The organism is Oxynema aestuarii AP17, assembly GCF_012295525.1.
In the GTDB taxonomy this organism is placed as follows: Bacteria; Cyanobacteriota; Cyanobacteriia; order Cyanobacteriales; family Laspinemataceae; genus Oxynema; species Oxynema aestuarii.
Map to the genome: position 1 here is coordinate 6,061,170 of NZ_CP051167.1, position 19,518 is coordinate 6,080,687.

23 protein-coding genes are annotated in these 19,518 nt (G+C 49.6%); 12 read left to right on the forward strand and 11 right to left on the reverse strand.

Annotation, left to right across the window (positions count from 1 at the left end; translation table 11 throughout):
* Positions 1-132: 132 nt before the first annotated feature.
* From HCG48_RS24190 to HCG48_RS24215, 6 genes are all read left to right on the forward strand, one after another.
* Positions 133-468 (forward strand): rubredoxin, encoded by a 336-nt coding sequence (locus HCG48_RS24190; protein ID WP_168571462.1) that lies wholly within the window; start codon positions 133-135, stop codon positions 466-468.
* A gap of 57 nt (positions 469-525) precedes the next feature.
* Entirely contained in the window at positions 526-1,530 is a 1,005-nt protein-coding gene (locus HCG48_RS24195; RefSeq protein WP_168572058.1) for a photosynthesis system II assembly factor Ycf48, read from the forward strand.
* 294 nt (positions 1,531-1,824) lie between these two features.
* Positions 1,825-2,073 carry a cytochrome b559 subunit alpha gene (gene psbE, locus HCG48_RS24200; RefSeq protein WP_168571463.1) on the forward strand — a complete coding sequence of 83 codons (249 nt, stop codon included), beginning with the start codon at positions 1,825-1,827 and terminating at the stop codon, positions 2,071-2,073.
* 20 nt (positions 2,074-2,093) lie between these two features.
* Entirely contained in the window at positions 2,094-2,228 is a 135-nt protein-coding gene (gene psbF, locus HCG48_RS24205) for a cytochrome b559 subunit beta (RefSeq protein WP_168571464.1), read from the forward strand.
* 9 nt (positions 2,229-2,237) lie between these two features.
* Positions 2,238-2,360 (forward strand): photosystem II reaction center protein PsbL, encoded by a 123-nt coding sequence (psbL, locus tag HCG48_RS24210; RefSeq protein ID WP_168571465.1) that lies wholly within the window; start codon positions 2,238-2,240, stop codon positions 2,358-2,360.
* Between the two features lie 71 nt (positions 2,361-2,431).
* Positions 2,432-2,551 carry a photosystem II reaction center protein J gene (locus tag HCG48_RS24215; protein ID WP_168571466.1) on the forward strand — a complete coding sequence of 40 codons (120 nt, stop codon included), beginning with the start codon at positions 2,432-2,434 and terminating at the stop codon, positions 2,549-2,551.
* Positions 2,552-2,632: 81 nt separating this feature from the next.
* On the opposite strand, the gene HCG48_RS24220 is transcribed toward HCG48_RS24215, so the two are convergent.
* The 5 genes from HCG48_RS24220 to HCG48_RS24240 all read right to left on the reverse strand — a co-directional run bounded on the left by HCG48_RS24220 (position 2,633) and on the right by HCG48_RS24240 (position 7,120).
* Complete coding sequence (locus HCG48_RS24220) at positions 2,633-4,786, reverse strand: hypothetical protein (RefSeq protein ID WP_168571467.1); 2,154 nt, start codon at positions 4,784-4,786, stop codon at positions 2,633-2,635.
* Between the two features lie 132 nt (positions 4,787-4,918).
* Positions 4,919-6,190 (reverse strand): histidine--tRNA ligase, encoded by a 1,272-nt coding sequence (gene hisS, locus HCG48_RS24225; protein ID WP_168571468.1) that lies wholly within the window; start codon positions 6,188-6,190, stop codon positions 4,919-4,921.
* Between the two features lie 127 nt (positions 6,191-6,317).
* Positions 6,318-6,584, reverse strand: a complete 267-nt coding sequence (locus HCG48_RS24230; RefSeq protein WP_168571469.1) for an acyltransferase — start codon at positions 6,582-6,584, stop codon at positions 6,318-6,320.
* Between the two features lie 22 nt (positions 6,585-6,606).
* Positions 6,607-6,918, reverse strand: a complete 312-nt coding sequence (pedR, locus tag HCG48_RS24235; protein ID WP_168571470.1) for a photosynthetic electron transport-dependent transcriptional regulator PedR — start codon at positions 6,916-6,918, stop codon at positions 6,607-6,609.
* A gap of 64 nt (positions 6,919-6,982) precedes the next feature.
* Complete coding sequence (locus HCG48_RS24240) at positions 6,983-7,120, reverse strand: hypothetical protein (RefSeq protein ID WP_168571471.1); 138 nt, start codon at positions 7,118-7,120, stop codon at positions 6,983-6,985.
* A gap of 80 nt (positions 7,121-7,200) precedes the next feature.
* Between HCG48_RS24240 and HCG48_RS24245 the strand changes: the two genes are divergently transcribed.
* From HCG48_RS24245 to HCG48_RS24255, 3 genes are all read left to right on the forward strand, one after another.
* Entirely contained in the window at positions 7,201-7,629 is a 429-nt protein-coding gene (locus HCG48_RS24245) for a DUF4168 domain-containing protein (protein WP_246259746.1), read from the forward strand.
* Between the two features lie 103 nt (positions 7,630-7,732).
* On the forward strand, positions 7,733-8,710 hold the full coding sequence (locus HCG48_RS24250; protein WP_168571472.1) for a carbohydrate kinase family protein: 978 nt from the start codon (positions 7,733-7,735) through the stop codon (positions 8,708-8,710).
* Between the two features lie 67 nt (positions 8,711-8,777).
* Positions 8,778-9,257 carry a CYTH domain-containing protein gene (locus HCG48_RS24255; RefSeq protein ID WP_168571473.1) on the forward strand — a complete coding sequence of 160 codons (480 nt, stop codon included), beginning with the start codon at positions 8,778-8,780 and terminating at the stop codon, positions 9,255-9,257.
* A 120-nt stretch (positions 9,258-9,377) separates the two neighbouring features.
* On the opposite strand, the gene HCG48_RS24260 is transcribed toward HCG48_RS24255, so the two are convergent.
* A complete protein-coding gene (locus HCG48_RS24260; RefSeq protein ID WP_168571474.1) occupies positions 9,378-10,664 on the reverse strand; it encodes an FAD-dependent oxidoreductase in 1,287 nt (428 codons plus the stop codon).
* 165 nt (positions 10,665-10,829) lie between these two features.
* On the opposite strand from HCG48_RS24260, the gene HCG48_RS24265 reads away from it, so the two are divergent.
* A complete protein-coding gene (locus HCG48_RS24265; protein WP_168571475.1) occupies positions 10,830-11,294 on the forward strand; it encodes a pentapeptide repeat-containing protein in 465 nt (154 codons plus the stop codon).
* Positions 11,295-11,347: 53 nt separating this feature from the next.
* Here HCG48_RS24265 and HCG48_RS24270 read toward each other — a convergent pair whose 3' ends face one another.
* A complete protein-coding gene (locus tag HCG48_RS24270) occupies positions 11,348-12,232 on the reverse strand; it encodes a DUF5895 domain-containing protein (RefSeq protein ID WP_168571476.1) in 885 nt (294 codons plus the stop codon).
* A 235-nt stretch (positions 12,233-12,467) separates the two neighbouring features.
* Between HCG48_RS24270 and HCG48_RS24275 the strand changes: the two genes are divergently transcribed.
* Positions 12,468-13,370 (forward strand): WD40 repeat domain-containing protein, encoded by a 903-nt coding sequence (locus tag HCG48_RS24275; RefSeq protein WP_168571477.1) that lies wholly within the window; start codon positions 12,468-12,470, stop codon positions 13,368-13,370.
* A 97-nt stretch (positions 13,371-13,467) separates the two neighbouring features.
* A complete protein-coding gene (locus HCG48_RS24280; RefSeq protein WP_168571478.1) occupies positions 13,468-14,661 on the forward strand; it encodes a DNA cytosine methyltransferase in 1,194 nt (397 codons plus the stop codon).
* Between the two features lie 21 nt (positions 14,662-14,682).
* On the opposite strand, the gene HCG48_RS24285 is transcribed toward HCG48_RS24280, so the two are convergent.
* The 4 genes from HCG48_RS24285 to HCG48_RS24300 all read right to left on the reverse strand — a co-directional run bounded on the left by HCG48_RS24285 (position 14,683) and on the right by HCG48_RS24300 (position 19,465).
* Positions 14,683-15,564 (reverse strand): Cfr10I/Bse634I family restriction endonuclease, encoded by an 882-nt coding sequence (locus HCG48_RS24285; protein WP_168571479.1) that lies wholly within the window; start codon positions 15,562-15,564, stop codon positions 14,683-14,685.
* Complete coding sequence (locus HCG48_RS24290; protein ID WP_168571480.1) at positions 15,557-15,808, reverse strand: helix-turn-helix domain-containing protein; 252 nt, start codon at positions 15,806-15,808, stop codon at positions 15,557-15,559. The genes HCG48_RS24285 and HCG48_RS24290 overlap by 8 nt, the downstream gene beginning before the upstream one ends.
* A 473-nt stretch (positions 15,809-16,281) precedes the next feature.
* Entirely contained in the window at positions 16,282-17,571 is a 1,290-nt protein-coding gene (locus HCG48_RS24295; protein WP_168571481.1) for a phospholipase D-like domain-containing protein, read from the reverse strand.
* A gap of 130 nt (positions 17,572-17,701) precedes the next feature.
* Positions 17,702-19,465: an NAD+ synthase gene (locus tag HCG48_RS24300; protein ID WP_168571482.1), complete on the reverse strand. Its 1,764-nt coding sequence runs from the start codon at positions 19,463-19,465 to the stop codon at positions 17,702-17,704.
* Between the last annotated feature and the right edge of the window lie 53 nt (positions 19,466-19,518).

The following is a 19,518-nucleotide window of genomic DNA, read 5'->3' on the forward strand; positions in this document are numbered from 1 at the left end:
GGTCGAGGTTTACGCCGATCGCGTCCGAGACCGGGGCGAAATCTTTCGAGGGGGAGAACCGTTTTCCTTTATAATCTGTAACATAGATTTTAATCTTAGCGATCCCCTTGCCCACTTTGTACGAAGCAAGCCATGAGTAGCGAAGAAGCGGTTGAATCTCAACAGCTAGACCGTTATGAGTGCCGCGCCTGCGGCTACGTTTACGAACCGGAAAAGGGCGACAGTCGGAAGGCGACTGCCGGAACGCCGTTCGACGAACTACCGATAAGCTGGCGCTGTCCCGTTTGCGGGGCGAAACCGTCGGCGTTCCAAAATATCGGCCCCAAAGAAGGAGCCTCCGGCTTTAAGGAAAACTACAGTTATGGGTTGGGGGTCAATACCCTCACCGCAGGTCAAAAAAGCTTGCTGATTTTCAGCGCCTTGGGGTTGGCGGTTTTATTTTTTCTCAGCCTCTACGGCTTAAAATAAGCGGCGCGATCGCGCGATCGCCCGATGGATTTGAGAACGACAAAGATTAAAAAGGTGATGGATTCCATCGTGAAATTTTGGAAACGACTCGTTCCCTTACTCGCACTCGTCTTACTGTGCGTGGGGTGTAGTAAGGTTCCGTCCTTGAGTTACAACCCCTGGGAGACGATCGAGTTACCGACCGAGGCGAACTTGATCGGTATTGGTTTCGGCGACGATCTCGAACACGGATGGGTCGTCGGGGCAAATGCCACCCTGTTTGAAACCACCGACGGCGGGGAAACCTGGGAACCGAAGACCCTCAAACTCGACAGTGACAACTACCGCTTTAACTCGGTCAGTTTCAAAGGACGAGAGGGGTGGATCGTCGGCGAACCCGCTTTGTTGCTGCATACGGAAGATGACGGTCAAACCTGGGAACAGATCAAACTCAGTGAGAAGTTACCCGGTCAGCCGAATAAAATTCTCGCCCTCGGCCCGCAAACCGCAGAAATGACCACCGATGTCGGGGCGATCTACCGTACCGAGGACGCCGGGAAACACTGGAGTGCGTTGGTCGAGCAGTCTGTCGGGGTGATTCGTAACCTCGAACGCGCCCCGGACGGCAAGTATATCGCCGTTTCTGCGAAAGGAAACTTTTATTCCACCTGGGAGCCCGGTCAGAAATCTTGGGTCGGACACAACCGCAACAGTTCGCGCCGAATTCAGAATATGGGATTTACGGAAGACGGACGGTTGTGGATGCTCGCCCGAGGCGGTCAAATTCAGTTTAGCGAATCTGCGACGGGAGAAGAGTGGCAAGAGCCAATTTACCCGGAGTTTTCGACCAGTTGGGGCTTGCTCGATTTGGCGTACCGCACCCCGGATGAGGTTTGGGTGAGCGGGGGCAGTGGTAATTTACTGTGTAGTTTAGATGGCGGTCAAACCTGGAAAAAAGACCGGGAAGTGGAACAAGTGCCGTCTAATTTTTACAAGATTGTATTTCTCGATCGCGATCGCGGATTTATTATCGGACAACGCGGTATTCTCTTAAAATATCGAGGACAACCAGAAGCGGCCTAAATCTTCGCTCCATTGCTGTCAAAGCTAATAGGAAACAAGACTGAGCCGGGGTGGTTCCCTCGCGTCGATTACTTGTGAGTATTTCTCAAGTTTCGTATCATAATAACCAATGAGTTCGCAGCGATCGCCGTCGATTTGTCGCCGATTCGTCGCGTCATTCTCCGTCGATTCCGATCGGATTGCTCGGAGAAGGGACGCCGAACTCGACAAATGCAAGAACCGAGGATCGCCAAGGGGTTGGCGATCGATGTAAACTCTCCCCATCATTCGCTGTTGTAGTTAGGAGGAACGTCCATGTCAGGCTCTACTGGAGAGCGTCCGTTTTCGGATATTATTACCAGTATTCGCTACTGGGTCATTCACAGTATCACCATCCCCGCTTTATTTATTGCCGGGTGGCTGTTTGTCAGTACGGGGTTGGCGTATGACGTTTTTGGTACGCCCCGACCCAATGAATACTTCACTCAAGACCGTCAAGAATTGCCCGTGGTTCAAGGTCGCTTTGAGTCGAAGCAAGAAATCCAAAAATACATTGGCAATTAGTTGAGAGGAGGTAGGAGATCGTGACCAGTAACAATCCCAACGAACCCATTTCTTATCCGATTTTTACCGTCCGTTGGTTGGCGGTTCATACCCTCGCCGTTCCCACAGTCTTTTTCCTGGGAGCGATCGCGGCAATGCAATTTATTCAACGATAGAAGCGAACCATGCCAACTCGTAATCCAAATCCCAATAAGCAACCTGTTGAATTAAACCGGACTTCCCTGTATCTGGGTTTGCTGTTGATTTTCGTTTTGGGCATCCTCTTCTCCAGTTATTTCTTTAACTAAGCGAGAAGTTTTGGAGCGATCGACTGGTTTTAAAACGAGTCTGTTTTGTATTGAATAGAGAGGTAAAAGCTGTGTCTGGATCTGGTCGTATTCCCCTTTGGGTCATTGCAACGGTTGCCGGAACGGGTATTCTGGTGGTTTTAGGTCTGTTTTTCTACGGAGCTTACGCCGGAGTCGGCTCTTCTTTGTAAAAACCGCTCCCTAAGTCTATCCCAATACACCTAAAAAACCGCCTTTCTCGAATAGATGGGCGGTTTTTTAGTGGGGTAGAGCTACTCGCCATCGAGAGGAAGACGGGGCGGTTCCGGGGGTAAAACCCGACGTTCGAGAACGACTTTGTGACTTTCACGGTCCGTTTGGACTTCGACGGCGATCGCCTCAAATTGGACTTCCAAACAACCGTAAGGAACCAATACCTCCGTGGTCGCAAATTTATCCCCCGATCCCGACGGCCAAAATTCAACCACCCAATGGGGGCCGTCTAAAATTTCGCGAGTTTGGCGATCTTCCAACCATAACTTGACGTACAAGCGGGGCACGATATCCGGTAGGCGCAATGTCACTTTCACCGGACGTCCGGAAACCAGTTCTTTCTGATAGATCTCGATCGTCGGCGTAGGAACGGGCTCGTCTTCCGCCAACACCATACCCGCCGGGATTTCCACCGTGCGATCGCCCCGGACGGACCGAGGAACAACCGGGGTGAGGGCCGAGGAACTCGGATCGGGGGTCATTTCCTCCTCGTCGATCACGATTTCGCTGGCTTCCCAGTCGGGTTCCTCGCCGACCGTCGCCTCCTCCCCATCGACATCCCCCGTTTCCGTCACGAGGCGATCGCCGCCACCGTGTCCTTGAGAACGGGATAAATTCGTCTCCAACCATTCCGACAGTTCCGCATCGTTCGCCAAGGCGTTGAGACGGGAGAAAAAGCGGTCTTCCAGGTTCAAGGACGCGAAAGCGCGATCGACCCGGGATTGAGGGGGTACGGGTTCGGGGGCAACTTCGGGCTGTCGTTCCTCTGGGGTTTCCGTTGGTGGGGTCGCTTGCGCGCCGTTCTCGGCGATCTCGGATCGGGTCTGTTCTGGGTCTGCGCTGCCGTCCTCGGACTCCGGCGCCGGGGTGGCGGCAGCGCGATCCTCGCGATCGCCCGGTTCGGGGGGGGCTGGGGGTGGCGGTGCGGGCGATCGCCCGAAACTGGGCAAATCCAGGGGTTTTTTCGCCCGAGGCGGACTCGCCGGACTCGGCGGCGCCAGTTGCGGCGGTAACACCGGATGGTTCGACGGTTGGAACGAGATCGGCTGACTTTTACCGATCGTCTCGATCAACTCCTCGAACGACTGTCCGAGCACTTCGGCGTTGCGTCTGAGGAGGGCTTCTTGGGAATACTCTAAAACCTCTTCCGCTTCCATTTCCAGGGGAAGGGCGCCGAGCAAGTCGTATAAATCGGCGGTAATCGTCAGGGAACGACTGGCAAGTTCCCGGGGGGTGTCTTCGCCTTCGCCGCCTCGGGTATCGTAAAGCTTGACTTCCCCTAAGACGAGGTGGGTGTCGCATTTGCGTGGGATGGTGAGGGCGCAAGCAAAGGAAAACGGCAGCGATCGCGCGGTGAGGTCTTCGCGACGTTCGACGACGACGGTTCCGGTTTGGGGGTTGCGTAACTCGACGTGGAGGACGATGCCATCGAGGGGGGAGCGATCGCCCGGATCGACCCCTTCGATGCGCCCGCCGAGGGTAAATTCACTTCCCCACCGGACCGTTTGGGTTTCGCGATCGAGACTCAAGCGCAACAGAAGCGGCGCCACCGGGGAGGAAATTGGGCGATCGCCTGTGGGTAAGGATTTCTCCGAGGGAGCGGTTTTTGGGGTCGGTTCCGTCGAGGCTGCCGGGGGTGGAGGACTCGCCGTTGCGGAGGCGACCGCTTCGGCGACGATCGCCTCCGGTGGCGGTTTGGGGGTGGGTGGGGTTTCCGGGGTTTCGGCGGGGGCGGCGATCGCGCGATCGACTGCCGAATCTTCCGGATCCGAAGGTTCCGCCGCCTCTACACTCGGGCTGGCGGTCGGGTCTGGGGTCATTTCGACATCGACCGCCAAAACATCGAGCACCACACTCTGGTGAAAGGGTTTGCCGTCGGCGGGCAGTTCTTCGCCAATACAACTGAGTTCCCACAGGCCCGGTTTGAGACGGGTAAAGGGAATGACGACGATCGCCCCTTCTTCGTTGGTGCGACCTTTGCGTTTCTGCACCCGGCGTTTCGGTGGGAATTCCTCCATGCAGTGGTAGGTGACCCGGATTTCGACGGGGCTGTTTTTGTGGCTGGAACGGGCCACCACTCGATAGCGACCTTCTAGAATTTCTACGTCGGCAGTTTCTAGAGGCAGCCAAGAGCGATCGCCCTCTTTCTGGATCAGAAATTCCCAATATTCCATCGGTTGCGAACTCGTTCGGGCCTGAGTTGTTGCGAAGCTTTTGTAGACAGTCTAGCTCAGCTCGGGAAATCTGCGCGGCGGCGATCGCCTTTTATCAGTGACGAGAGGGACTCGGGCGATCGCCGCGTGGGTTCAGCGATCCAATCGAGCGCGCAGTTGTTCGATTTTGTCGAATAAATCGGCGCGGGCGATCGCCTGTTGTTCTCCGGTGGCGAGCCATTTGAGCTGGACCCGGTCTTGGGCGACTTCCTCGTCGCCGAGAATCAAGCAGGCTTTGGCGCCACTGCGATCGGCCCGTTTGAACTGTTTGCCGAAGGCGCTGCCGCTCAAATCGAGTTCGGCACTCAAGCCGTGCTGGCGCAGTTGACAGGCGAGTTGGAGGGCGACGGCTTCGGCCCTAGATCCGCGCGAGACGATATAGAAATCGAGGCTGGTTTCGACGGTACCACCGAGTTGTTGCAACAGCAGGATCAGCCGTTCGACCCCCATCGCCCAACCGACGGCGGGGGTGGACGGACCGCCGAGTTCGGCGACGAGCCCGTCGTAGCGACCGCCGCCGCAGACGGTGGCTTGGGCGCCTAAGTCGTCGGAGATGATTTCAAAGGCGGTATGGGTGTAGTAGTCGAGTCCGCGTACCAGGCGGTGGTTGAGTTGGTAGGGGATGCCCAAATCGGCGAGCAGTTGCTGCACGCGGTCGAAGTGCTGGCGGGAGCGATCGCCCAAATGCTCGAAGATTTTAGGGGCGTCGGCGGCAATTTCTTGGGTGCGCCGATCTTTGCTGTCGAGGATTCGCAAGGGATTGCGGGTCAGGCGATCTTGGGAATCCGGGTCTAGGTCCGCCCGATAGGGGCTGAGATAATCGACGAGGGCTTGACGGTAGCGCTGGCGGTCTTCGAGGTCGCCGACGGAGTTGAGGTCGAGGTGGAGGTTTTGCAGGCCCAAGCGCTGCAGGATGTCGTGGGCGATCGCGATCGTCTCGACGTCGGCGCGGGGGTCGTCGCTGCCTAGCACTTCGACGCCGATTTGATGAAATTGGCGCTGTCGTCCGGCTTGCGGGCGTTCGTAGCGGAACATCGGCCCGGCGTACCACAAGCGTTGGACGCCCCCGGCGGCTTGGAGTTTGTTTTGGATGTAGGCGCGCACGACTCCGGCGGTGCCTTCCGGTCGCAGGGTAATCGAGCGATCGCCGCGATCGCTGAAGGTGTACATTTCTTTGCCGACGACATCCGTCGCTTCGCCGATCCCGCGCTCGAACAGCTCGGTTTGCTCGAAAATCGGCGTGCGAATTTCAGCATACCCTGCTTTGGCGAGGCGATCGCTCGCAATGGCTTCGATCTGTTGCCAGTAGCCGATCTCGTCGGCAAGAATATCCCGCGTTCCTCGTAATGCTTGAATTTGACCCATGCTGAGTTTGACGTTAACTGACAATTAGAGGCGGATGGATGGCGCGATCGCCTTGAGGATCTCTCCAAAAAAAGGAGGCGCTACGATGACGCCAACTGAAGCGAAAGCGCGCCCGGCGCCTTTCAACTTAGTTGGCGGCGTAGCGCTGACGATAATAGTTTAAAATTTGCTCGATCCGTTGGCGAGCACCTGTTTCGGCTCCTTCGCCAACCCGAATCGACGCGCCCCCGATTTGGCTGCGCTTGTAATCGAAATCCGGAGCGGTTTGGGGGATTAAATCCACTTCAACCCCTCCGATTTGCTCCAAATGAGCCGCCAGTTCTCGATAGACGGCTAAGGGCATTCCGGGAATTTCACAGGTGAATTGAGTGGTTTCCAACCCTCGTTTCCTCATCTGGTTGATTGATATTGAGCGATTAACCCAGTCCTTCTAGATTGCGATCGTCGCGATCTGGTTCGAGGGTTTGGGTTTCTGGAGTGGGTAAGGTACAACAATTGACATCGTTAATGCAAACTTTTCCCGATTGCAAAGCCCACCGTACCAGGGCCACTCTATTGCTGGTTCCCGTTTTGGTCAGGATGTTGCTGATATGGTTGTCTACCGTGCGCTTGCTAATTTCTAGCTCTTCTGCAATCTCCTGGTTGGTCAAGCCAGCAGCTACCAGTTCGATGACTTGTATTTCGCGCTCGGAAAGGGATGCATTACTCTGAGACTCGCCGCCAGCCATAATGAATTCCTATCTCTGTATATCTACCTATATTGTAATGATTCTAATAGAATCTTGCTCAAAACTAATTTTTAGTTATGGCTGGTCTGGGGTTGCGATCGCCCATCGGCCACGACCAAAATTGTCGATTCCCACAAGTTGACGGCCAGGAATGACCCGATCGCCGACGTTGACGAAACCAATCCACAGCAGCATATACCATAAAAAATGAGAATAGTCAAATTGTTAAAACGGGCAATCCAGTGTTTTTTTGAAGGTCGAAGCCTTCGAGTCGCATCGATTTTGGGGTGGGTTGCCGCGATCGCCGCGACGCTCTTGTTTATGGGCGGCGACGGCGCGATCGCCCAAGAATCGGCGACAGAACCTTCCGAGGCGCCCCCGGCGATCGAGGAGCCGTCCGCGACCCCTCCTCCCCTCGATGCGAGTACGATTCCCTCGGCAAAAGTCAGCCAATTCGTCCAAGCTTACGTGCAGGTTTTGGACTTACTCGAACAGCGTCAGGGGGAAGTTAAAGCTGCTGCGAGTCAACTGGAAGCCAAACAGTTAGAAGGAGAAATCGAAGCGCAAGCTCTCGACATTATCGAGGGAGCGGGACTGACCCAACAAGAATATTTACAACTGTTGAGTTTGGCAAATGTGGATCCGGAATTTGGCGAACGGATTGCTAACGGGTTGGAGGAAGCACGGGAAACGGAAACCGGGGAAGAGTGAAATCCTACAGCGACGAACCGGGGGAAGACTTTAAACGGGGCGAAAAACACCTATCCTGTAACCTGTAGGCTGTAATCAATCTAATCAATCAAGGAGGGCGATCGTGAGCGATCCACGTGTTTTGTGTCTGGGTGAAATCTTGTTTGACTGTCTCGCCGACCAAGCGGGAAAAAGTTTGGAAGCGGTCGAATCTTGGACGCCTTATCCCGGGGGGGCGCCTGCCAATGTCGCTTGTGCCCTGGTCAAATTAGGAACTCCTGCGGGATTTGTCGGTTGTGTCGGCGAGGATAAACCGGGAGAAGAGTTAGTTAGTTTGCTCGGGGAAATTGGGGTAGATTGTAGCGGAGTGCAACGGCATTCGAGTGCGCCGACCCGGCAAATTTACGTGTTGCGATCGCCGAGTGGAGACCGCAAGTTTGCCGGATTTGGCGATCGCGCCACCACCGAATTTGCCGATACTTATTTGCAAGCCGATCGCTTACCTCGGGACTTATTTGAAAATGCCGATTTTCTAGTACTCGGCAGTCTAGAACTGGCCTATCCTGAGACGCGATCGGCCATTTGGCAGGCGATCGCCTGGGCCGAACAATACGATGTCAAAATTATGGTCGATGTCAATCGTCGCGATATGTTTTGGCCCGATCCGAGCGAGTGCAAACCTCTGATTGAAAAACTGATCGAGCATGTCGATTTTCTCAAAATTACCGACGAAGAAGCTCAATGGTTGTTCGATACCGCCGACGCCGGGGCGATTACTTATCGCATCGGCAATCTCGAAGGGGTTTTAGTCACGGCTGGGGAGAAAGGATGTGCCTATTGTTTGGGCGAAAATGAAGGCAAAGTCCCCGCTTTTTCCGTCGAAGTTGTCGATACGACGGGGGCCGGTGATGGATTTGTCGCCGGGTTCGTCCATCAAATTTGTCAATATGGGATTCAACCTTTGGAGGATCCAGAAAAGGCGAAACAAGTAGTCCGTTATGCGAGTGCGGTGGGAGCGTTAACGACGATGAAACCGGGGGCGATCGCCGCTCAACCGACTCACGCCGAAGTAGAAGCCTTTTTAGGCGATCGAGCCGAGTGAAAGACTCAAAGTAACCCCAAAAATCATCAAGAAAAAAAGTTAGAAAATTTGGCACGGATACGAACTTATGCCGACTGAAATAGAGCGCAAATTTTTAGTAAAAAATGAGAGTTGGCGGGCGATGGCAACGGGAACCCTTTACCGTCAGGGGTATATTCCCACCGATCGCGGTCGTTCCGTGCGCGTTCGCATTGTCGGCGATCGCGGTTTTTTAACGATTAAAGGACCGACTGAAGGCAATTCTCGGGCAGAGTTTGAATATCCCATTCCCCTCGAAGATGCGCGAACTTTGCTCGATAATTTATGCGATCCTCCCTTAATTGAAAAAATCCGATATCAAATTAAAGTCGGCGATCTCATCTGGGAAATTGATGAATTTTCTGGGGAAAATCAAGGGTTGATCGTGGCTGAAGTCGAATTGACGGAGGAAAATCAGGCGATCGCCCTCCCGGATTGGGTCGGTCGAGAAGTATCGGACGATCCGCGTTACTTTAATGTCAATTTGGTTCGCAATCCTTATTGTAATTGGTCGGCTACGGTAGGATGAGCGATCGCGCTTTTAAAATCGGGTTATTGCTGTTAATTCCTGTAAATAACCCGATTTTATCGATCGATTTCCCCCAATTGAAGATCTTTTAAGAGGTTATAAAAAGTTCTTATTCCTGATTTACTGAAATGATTCTGTATTGCGTTTGACGCGATCGATCCAAAATCGATAATCTTGTACTATTTCGGAATAAGAGCAATCGGTATCGAAAATTAAATCGAATAAAAACGGTTTAAACCACTGGGGAAACCATCGATTTAAAAGGCGGCGAATTCGCAACCGCAAGAAAAATTCTAAAATCAGCCATTTACTCCGAGGAAAACAATAATCCGATAATTCTTGCAACGCACGAGCTTCCGGAACTTGCTGTCTGGAAAATTCAGCTAAAATTTGCGACCAATTATCGCCGTGGCGATCGCTCAATTCAGCAACAACTTTTGCCTCTGCCAAAGCCATATTACATCCCTGTCCGATGGACGGTGAAACGGCATGAGCTGCATCTCCAATCAAGAGAATACTATTACTATGGTGGAAGCGATCGCACTTCACAGTTACAATCCGACCGATCGCCCTTTCAAAGAGAGATTCTGCTTCTTCTGAAGACATTAATTGACTGAAAAGTGGGAAATTTTCTTGAAAAAAGGCTTTGAGTTCCGCCACTGTCGAGAAGTTCTCAAAGGGATTTTTATCCCGCTTGAAAATAATCGTTCCATTCAGGCGATCGCCGGGTTGGGGAACTAAAAGAATACGAATTTGATTCCCTATATTGCTGGCATGAATTTTATCCGGTGCTAATGCAATCGATTCGTCGGAATTGATGCGATTCAAAAATAGGGATTTATAATCATCTAAAGCATAACTTTGCTCGCAGTTTAAATCCGTTGAATTGACCGAGCACTCTCGAACTCGCGATCGCGCCCCATCAGCCCCCACTAAAAGCTCGTAATGGGTCGTCAATCGTTCGCCGTTCTCTGTTTCTAAAGTTACCAACTTCGCCTCGGCATCAATTTCGGTGCAGCAACAGTTAAACGTGATTTTGAGACGATCGCCAGTATGATTTTGCGTCAATTCATTTAATAAGATCGTCACTAATTCATGGCGATCGATGCACAAAATCGGCTTTTCTCGTTTGACGATTCTCGGTTTTCCAGACTGGGAATAGAGCATCGTTCCCGTGCAGAAGGTCGCGCGATCGGCAATTTTTTCCGCCAACCCGGGAATCCCTTGTAGTGCTTTGGTTCCCCGTTCTTGTAGGGACAGGGGAAAGGTACGATTTCCAGCATTTTCAAGCAGTCGCGGGTCGTCGAGGCGATCGTACATTTCGACCTGAAAGCGATCGCGACTTAAGAGATAGTGAGCGAGTAACAGTCCCGCAGGTCCGGCGCCGATTATCGTAATTTTTTGCATGACACCTGAGTTGAAAGCGATCGGTTAAAGCAATAGTTTGAATTTATTCCCTGTAAGGATCGCGATCGCCGCTAAAATAGAGCGATCGCAACAATGGCTACTGTAACATCGCGCCAATCGGACTATGCTGGCGATCGAGTGCTATCCACATCGAGGAGAACACCGATGGAAGTACGAGATTTATTAGAACGTTATGCTTCCGGAGAGCGGGACTTTAAAGAAATCACCCTCTCCCAATCCAACTTAGAAAACGTCGATCTTCGCAAAGCCAATCTCACCGGAGCCAATTTAGCCGGAGCCAATCTCAAAGCCGCTAACTTATCTTACTGTTCCTTATCGGAAGCCAATCTCTCAGGCGCCAATTTAGAAGGAGCCATCTTATTAGAAGCTACCTTAAACGGAGCCAATCTCAACGGCGCTAATTTAAAAGCAACGAACCTCAATGGAGCCAATTTATTTGAAGCGAATCTCGCCGAAGCCGATTTGAGCGAATCCAACTTAAAAATGGCCGATCTCAAAATGGCCGATTTAAGTGGAGCAACTTTAGAAAAAGCCGATATTTGGGGAGCATACTTCACAGGCGCGCGTCTGGACGGCGCCATTTTGCCTGAAGTGATGGAGCCTTCTTAGCTTATAATTAAGCGCCTTTTCAGGCGCTCGGTCGAGGTCGTCAAGTTCAACCCTTAATAAGGAGGTTCCGCATAGTCGAATTCGTCTTCGTAGACGTAGGCGTTGCCGTCATCGGGGGTTGTCTCTTTGGGGGGTTCTTCCATTTTCGGGATATCTTGTCCGAAGTTTTGATATTCCTCGAAGGCGTTACAAATAATTTCGGACTCTTTAGAGTTCGACGGGATTAAATAATCGATCAAATTGGAGGCGGTGGGATGTTCGTAATCCGTGGTGGTGGCGACTAAGGCGGTATTTTCTCCCATGCCTTTTTCCACCGCTTCGATGAACGGACAGTAAATCCCGTGGGCGTGGAATAGGGGATTTTTGGCGACGTAAGGTTGGTTGCGGAAACTGGCGTAGGCTTTTTCGAGTTCGACGGTAAATCCACTCGGGGTTTCGCCGGAACGCACCAGGCGATAACAACTGCCAAAACTGGCCCCGGCGGCGCCACTGACACTCAGACGCAAGGGATGCGGGTGCAGGAATTTTTTATCTTCCCCGACGAGAAAGACCAGGTGACGGGTGAAGGTTTTGAATTTGACTTTGTTCGCCATGAACATGTCGTAATAGTCCCCGAGTCGTCCGACGAGTTCCCCGGTTTCGCGATATTTGATGCAAACCGGACCGCGCCGGACGACGATCACTTTAGGGGTGGTGGTGAGGTAGAGGTCTTTGATTTCGCCGTCGCCGAATTCGTATTCGACATGCTGCCAATTCTCATCGGGGGTAAATCCGGCGTTGGTGGCGTTTTCGGCGGAGATGGCGAAGCCGAAGGGGGTCATACCGTTGTCGGTGTAGCGGGGATTGACGATTTGACACCACGGCATAATCTCGGAGGGAGGCGCCTGGAATTTATCGTCGTCAAAGTCAAAAGCGGCGGTGTTGCTCGTTCTAGGCATAGTTGTGGATTTGGAGGAAATGTACAAAAGTGGGGAACGGCTGACGGGGGTGCAGTTACGACTTAAAATAGTCAGGCAGTGGTTGGTAGCAGGAGGGGTGTTAAAGGGGTCATGGCGACTGGCTTGGATGAGGGGACTCAGGCTGTTTAGTGTAACAGGTCTAGCTTAGATCGATATTAATGGCTGTTGTTTTGTGTTTGGAAATTGTCGAGCGATCGCACGATCGCCAGTATTTATGATGAAGGTATCCCACAATTGGCAGAAAGATCGGATACTTACCGCACATTCATCCCCGGTGGTGACCGTGGCGTTTTCGCCGGACGGACGGCAGTTAGCGAGTGGTTCGGTGGATACGACGGTGCAACTGTGGGACGTGGCGACGGGGAAAGAAGGCAAAATCTTGGTCGGTCACGAGGATTTTGTCAATGCGGTGGTGTTTTTACCGGATGGGGACGCGGTGGCGACGGCGAGTTTGGACGGGACGATTAAGTTGTGGGATGTGGCGACGGGAGAGGAACAAAAAAGCTGGTTGGCGCATCCAAAGCCGATCGAGGCGATCGCCATTTCCCCGGACAGTCGCACCCTGGCCAGCGTAAGCTGGGATAAGACGGTCAAATTGTGGAATTTGGCAACGGGAGAAGCGACGCGCACGCTTACCGGACATTCTAAACCGATCGTGGCGGTGGCGATCGCCCCGGATGGCGAAACCGTTGCCAGTGGGAGTTGGGATTGTAGCGTCAAGTTGTGGAATGCAGACACGGGTCAGTTGCGCCAGACGGCGATCGCACATTCCCGCGCCGTAGAGACGGTGGCCTTTTCTCCAGACGGCGAAACCCTTGCCAGTGGAGACCTCGACGGTCGCGCCATCCTCTGGAATGTCGCTACAGGGGAAAAGCTGCACGAGTGGACGGAACACGCGGACTCGATTTCTGAGGTGGCGTTCTCCCCGGACGGCGAAGTTCTGGCCACGGCGAGCACCGACGGTACGATTAAGTTATGGGCGATCGCCTCTGGAAAGTCAATCGCTACCTTGCGCGGTCATTCCAGTTATGTTTTAGCCGTTGCTTTCTCTCCGGACGGCACAATTTTGGCCACCGGAAGTCAGGATAAGTCGGTCATTTTGTGGGGAGTTGACTGAGTGTAGCAATCTCTTCTTTCAAAAGTTTTTGCTGCCTAGCTTCATCGGTACCGTCCTGTAAAATTTCAAGCTAGAGTCTATCTATTAATCTAAATTCATGCAACCTTTTATTTTTTCATTTTTCTCCGGTGCAGGTTTCCTAGATTTAGGGTTTGAAAAGGCTGGTTTTAAAATTGTTCATGCCAGCGATATTTCTTCCGATTTTATTCATGCTTATAAATTCTCTAGAAGAAATTTAAAGTTACCACTTCCAGAATATGGCTGCCATTCAGGAGAAGCAGGAGACATAAAAGAATTTATCGATGGCAACAGTAAAACGTATTTTGAAGATATTATTACTGAAGCTCGTCGTGCCACGGATATCATTGGCTTTATTGGTGGCCCACCTTGTCCCGATTTCTCAATTGGTGGTAAAAATAGAGGAAGAGAAGGAAATTTAGGTAAATTATCTACCTCATATATCGAAATTATTTGTCAATACAAGCCCGATTTTTTTTTATTTGAAAATGTTAAAGGTTTGTGGAAAACAAAAAAGCACAGATTCTTCTATGAAGAACTAAAAAGAAAAGCAATAAAATCGGGATATATTTTGACCGAAAATCTAATTAATAGCATAGAATATGGTGTTCCTCAAGATCGAGAAAGAATTATTTTGATTGGATTCAACAATCGTGTACTACGCGATAACAATCTTTTAAATCATTCTGATTCAGTGGAAAAACTATTTCCTTGGGATAAATATACTTCCTATTCAAAAGATGTGCTTTTAAATTACAATTGGCCTTCCCGGAATACTTTTGGCGAAAATTCTATTCTTCCCTGTCCTGACAATATTTCTCTAGAATTAACCGTTGAGTTTTGGTTTTCTTGTAAAAACCAAGTGAAAGAACATTTCAATGCAAGTCACCACTTTAAACCGAGATCTGGCAAGGCTAAATTCATGTCAATTGAAGAAGGCGATAATTCTCGCAAATCCTTTAAGAGACTCCATCGATGGCGATATTCTCCTACCGCTTGTTATGGTAATAATGAAGTTCATTTACACCCCTATAAACCTCGTCGTATTTCTGTCGCCGAAGCTTTAGCAATTCAATCGATGCCTAGAAATTTTATCTTTCCCGATAATTTATCTTTAACAAGTATGTTCAAAGCAATTGGCAATGGAGTTCCCTATTTAGCTGCTCAAGGAATTGCTAAAAGTATCTTTGACTTTTTGTTAAAACCGCAAAGTTATGATAAAATTCAATCTAAAAAACTTGATATTCAGCTTGTTTTACCTCTAGAATTATGACCAATAAAATAATAAATCAATTTAGCTCATAGAATCGTCAATTAGTCCATGGAAATTATTTTTGTTTAAATTCAAATAGATATTATCTACAAACTTAGACTCTTTTTGAATGGCAATACCATGAGGTGCTATCGCTTTTTCAAATAAGATTTGATCGGTTTCAGTAAATTCGCTAGCAACCATATAGTAACGCCACTGTTGATGAGTAGCAGAACTCATTGCCTTAATCATGGCAGCTTCAAACAAGGGTTGATATCGTCGGTCCGGACGGTTAGATGTCTTTAAAGAAATAGCAGATTTCAGGTGACTGGCTAACATTTTACCTTGTAAAAAAGGAAATATTTTATTTTCATTTGGTTCCCGAGACTGTTGTTGTAACAGTTGTGTAAGTTCTGATTTATAATTATTCCCTAATAAAAGGTGGGACTGTCCGTCTAAATTAACAATTATAAAATCTGGACTGGGAAAAAATATTTTTTCTTTAAATGGTGACAATTTTGCAAGTTTTCCCTGCTTTTCAAACTCCTGTTTATGGAAAAGCTGTAAAAATTTTGAGGGAGTTAAATTTTGTCTGCTAATTTTTGTATTAGGTAATTTAAAAACAACAACATAAGAGTCTGGATGTTTTTGATTGTAGTCAATTACACTTTTTGTAAATAAAGTTAGAGCAATAAACTCATTCCATCTTCCAATTGAGTTGTTCAAAGCCCCTTGAGTTGGAATTCTATTATAATTTTTTTGGAAAACTCGTTGTGTTTCAGAGACTAGCCAATCTACAATATTTGCGGTTTGTTCGTTATTTTGTATTTTACGTTCAATTCGATCGACTAAGCTTTTATAAATCTCTATGGTATTAATTTGGATTTGATTATTACGATCCGAAAACCAGTTTTGATTATTCATCTAAGTTGTTTGAACGAACATATTGGTTGAAAAGATCTGCGATCGATATTTTTAAAGCAATAGCAAGTTTTTCAATATTTTCTAAGGAGGGATTGCGAAGTCCTCTTTCTATACCGGAAACATAAGTGCGGTGTAGACCGGATAATTCGGCGAGCTTCTCTTGAGAAATATCTAGCTCTCGTCTACGCCGTCTAATTCCCAGACCAAAGCACTTTTTTATATTGTTTCCACGTTTAGAGTTCAACTTGCAAAATTTGAAGTTGGGATAAATATAGACTATATGTAAACTTTTTATGACAATGAGACAACAGCTAATAAGTCACTTTTTGAATACTATAAGTAACTTCATTAAGCTGTTTCTCTTTTAAAATGCATAGGAGTAAAGAGGCGGGCAGGATGCCCGCACCACCGAAAACCTTATTTTATGGTGCTTTTAGGAAAGAGTGCTAGTCTAACTCATGCAGTTTAAATGTCTAACAGCTTAGCCCTCTTTTCCTATTCTTTCTGACAATATAGCTCTTCTCATCCTATTCTTTCTGACAATATAGCTCTTCTCAGTTGTATGAGTTAGATAATGGGTTGGTTAAAGTTTTTCATGGAAATAATAGGTTGAGTGACTTTATTGAGAACAAGGATCGGTATAAAATCCCTACGGTTGAATCAATTTCACAATTTAGCATTATGCTATATTCATTCGCTTCTAAACTCTAAAATCCCTTACAGTTCCCACTGAATGAAACTGACCAAACGACCCATCAAACGCTGTTCGAGCGATCGCGCCTTCCAGTCGGAGAAACTCACGGTTTGCGATCGCGCGAAGCCTTCCTCAAAAGCTTTTTGGACGTAACCGACTAAGGTGCGATCGCCACTGGAAAAATCGAGTTCGTCGTTGTGAAAAAAACTGCGCGGGTCGAAATTCGCACTCCCCGTACTCACCCAACAATCATCGATTAATAATAACTTCGCGTGCAGCATACTCGGCTGGTGTTGGTGAATCTTAATCCCAGCTTTGAGTAATTTGCCATAAGTCTCGTAAGAAGCATAATAAACAAACTGTTTGTCGCAACGCTGGCTGGTGGTTAAAATTTGGACGTCAATCCCTCGGTTCCTGGCGGCGACGAGCATTTTACGAGAGTTCGGATCGGGTAAAAAGTAAGGACTCGCCAACCAAATGCGCTTTCTGGCGGCAATAATGGCGGTTTGAAATAAAGCTCTAATTCCCGACGATCGATAGCTGGGATTAGCTCCCGGCGTGACGATAAATTGCGGGTTATTCTCGCTATCTTCATGAGGAATAAACATTTCTTTAGAGAGATTCCCTTGACCGCCACAGTACGTCCAATGTTGGAGAAACATCCCTTCTAAAACCGAAACGATCGCCCCTTCTAAGCGGAATTCGCAATCGAACCACGGTTGAGTATCGCCAATTTTTGGCCAGCCATCCCAGCGATCGGAAATTCCCGCACCTCCCACCAACCCTAATTCACCATCGACAAGTAATAATTTACGGTGGCTGCGTCCGGCATAATTGGCAGGCGCTTTCCAATTAAAAGCGTTGAAAATGCGGATTTTTACCCCTGCATTTTGCAAACGCTGCCAGTAACTTTTCGGGAGTTGACTGGTTCCGTAATCGTCTACAATTAACTTGACTTCAACTCCGGCGATCGCGCGGTCGGCGATCGCGTCGGCGAAGTCATTGGCGCGCCGTCCGGGAGTCATGAAAAAGGTTTCAAAATGGATCGTGCGACGCGCTTTTTGAATCGCTTCGAGACGCGCGCGTTGAATGCGATCGGGGTCGTTCCAAAAGTCCGTACAATAACCGGAAGTCACGACCGAATTGGATAAACTGGCGATCGCCAACGGGAAATATTCGGCTTCGGGATTGGGGAGATGTTCGATTTTGTATTCGACGCGATCGCGAAAAGTTCCGCGAATATAAAGTACAAAAAAGATGAGAGCGAAAATGCCGATCGCACTCCCTCCCATCCACCAAATTAGACCATTCATGAATTTGTCCGGTTTCGGCAGTTGTTAGCTCTTGGAGCCAACAGGTTGAAAACCGCTAAAGGCGAGCGATTTTTGCAAAATAGATGCATTGAAACAACTGTATTGTACCCGATCGCCCGCGAGAAGCGATTTAAGGTGCGGCGTGCAAGGTCACCGGACTTTTATGCTCTTGGGGATTTTTGACAATGTGGCGCAAACGTGCGGCGATCGGCATTCGCCATCCGGTTCCGAAGGCGCGATCGGTCACTTTCAACCCCGGTGGCGCTTGTCGCCGCTTGAATTCGGCGCGGGTCAGCAGTTGCACCACTCGTTCGACGGTGGCGGGGTCGTGTCCGGCGGCGACGATCTCGACCGGGGATTCGTGATTCTCGATCGCGCGGTAGAGGATATCGTCGAGAATCTCGTAAGGCGGTAAAGAATCTTCGTCTTTTTGATCCGGTTTGAGCTCCGCACTCGGAGGTTTAATTAATACATTCCCGGGAATCATTTCGCCTCGACCCGCTTGTTTCTCTCGCTCGTTTAGCCATTTACAAATCGCATAAACTCGGGTTTTCGGAACGTCAGAAATCACGGCCAAACCGCCATTCATATCGCCGTAAAGGGTGCAATACCCCACGGCCATTTCCGATTTATTCCCCGTAGACAATAACAAATGACCGAATTTATTAGCGATCGCCATTAACAAATTACCGCGAATGCGAGACTGTAAGTTTTCCTCGGTCACATCCGGACTCATTCCGGCGAATAATTCACTCAAACTGCGATCGTAAGTTTCCATCATCTCGGCGATCGGCAGTTGGTGAGTCTGAATGCCCAAATTCTTCGCTAAATCTACGGCGTCGGCGATCGAATGTGGCGAACTATGCGGCGACGGCATCAAAATTCCCAAGACATTCTCGGCCCCTAAAGCTGCAGTGGCGATCGCCGCGACCAGGGACGAATCGATGCCGCCACTCAAACCGATAACTACTTTCCCAAAACCGCATTTCCGGGCGTAATCGTGGACGCCTAAAACTAATGCGGACCAAATCGCCTCATTTTTACTTTTTAGCGGTTCGATCGCCGTATGTAACCCGTCGGAAGGGGCGATCGCTTCGAGATCTTTGTTTGTTTCGTTAAAATGTAGGGCGACGCCATCTTTAGCAAATGCTTTGGCGCGACATAGCAACTCGCCAGACCGAGAAAACGCCACACTCGATCCGTCAAAAATTAAATCGTCATTGCCGCCAATTTGATTGGTATAAATAATCGGAATTTGATACCTTAAAGCACTATGACGCAACATCGCCTCGCGCAATTCTTGTTTGCCAACTGTATAAGGAGAAGCGGATAAATTGACAATTAAATCGACCTTCGCTTGCACCAGATCGGCGATCGGATTGCACGAATACGATCGCTTGCCCCAAAATTCCTCATCGTTCCACAAATCCTCGCAAATCGTCACGCCAATTTTGATCGAGGATCCGTCCAGAGTAAAAAAATTACTGTTGGAAGCCGGTTCAAAATAACGGTGTTCGTCGAAAACGTCGTAAGTCGGTAGCAATCGCTTGTGAAAAAACTGGCAAACTTGGCGATTGTCGAGTAAGGCAATGCTATTAAATAAAGGTTTACCCCCATCGATCGCATTACCGGGATTGGGATCGACCGTTCCGACCAATACCGCAATATTTGGGGGTAACTGGCGCGCCAATTCGTGCAGTTGGTCGGACATCGCCTCGATGAAACTCGGACGCAGGAGTAAATCGCGCGGGGGATAGCCACACAGGGACAATTCGGGGGTCAGTAAGAGACGCACGCCAGCATCCGCCGCCTTGTAGGCGCGATTGAGGATACGTTGGGCGTTTCCGGTCAAGTCGCCGATGGTGGGATTGAGTTGGGCGATCGCGATCTTCATTGTTAGAACGGTAGGAGGGAGGAGGATAAGAGGGAGAAAGGTAAAAAGACTGC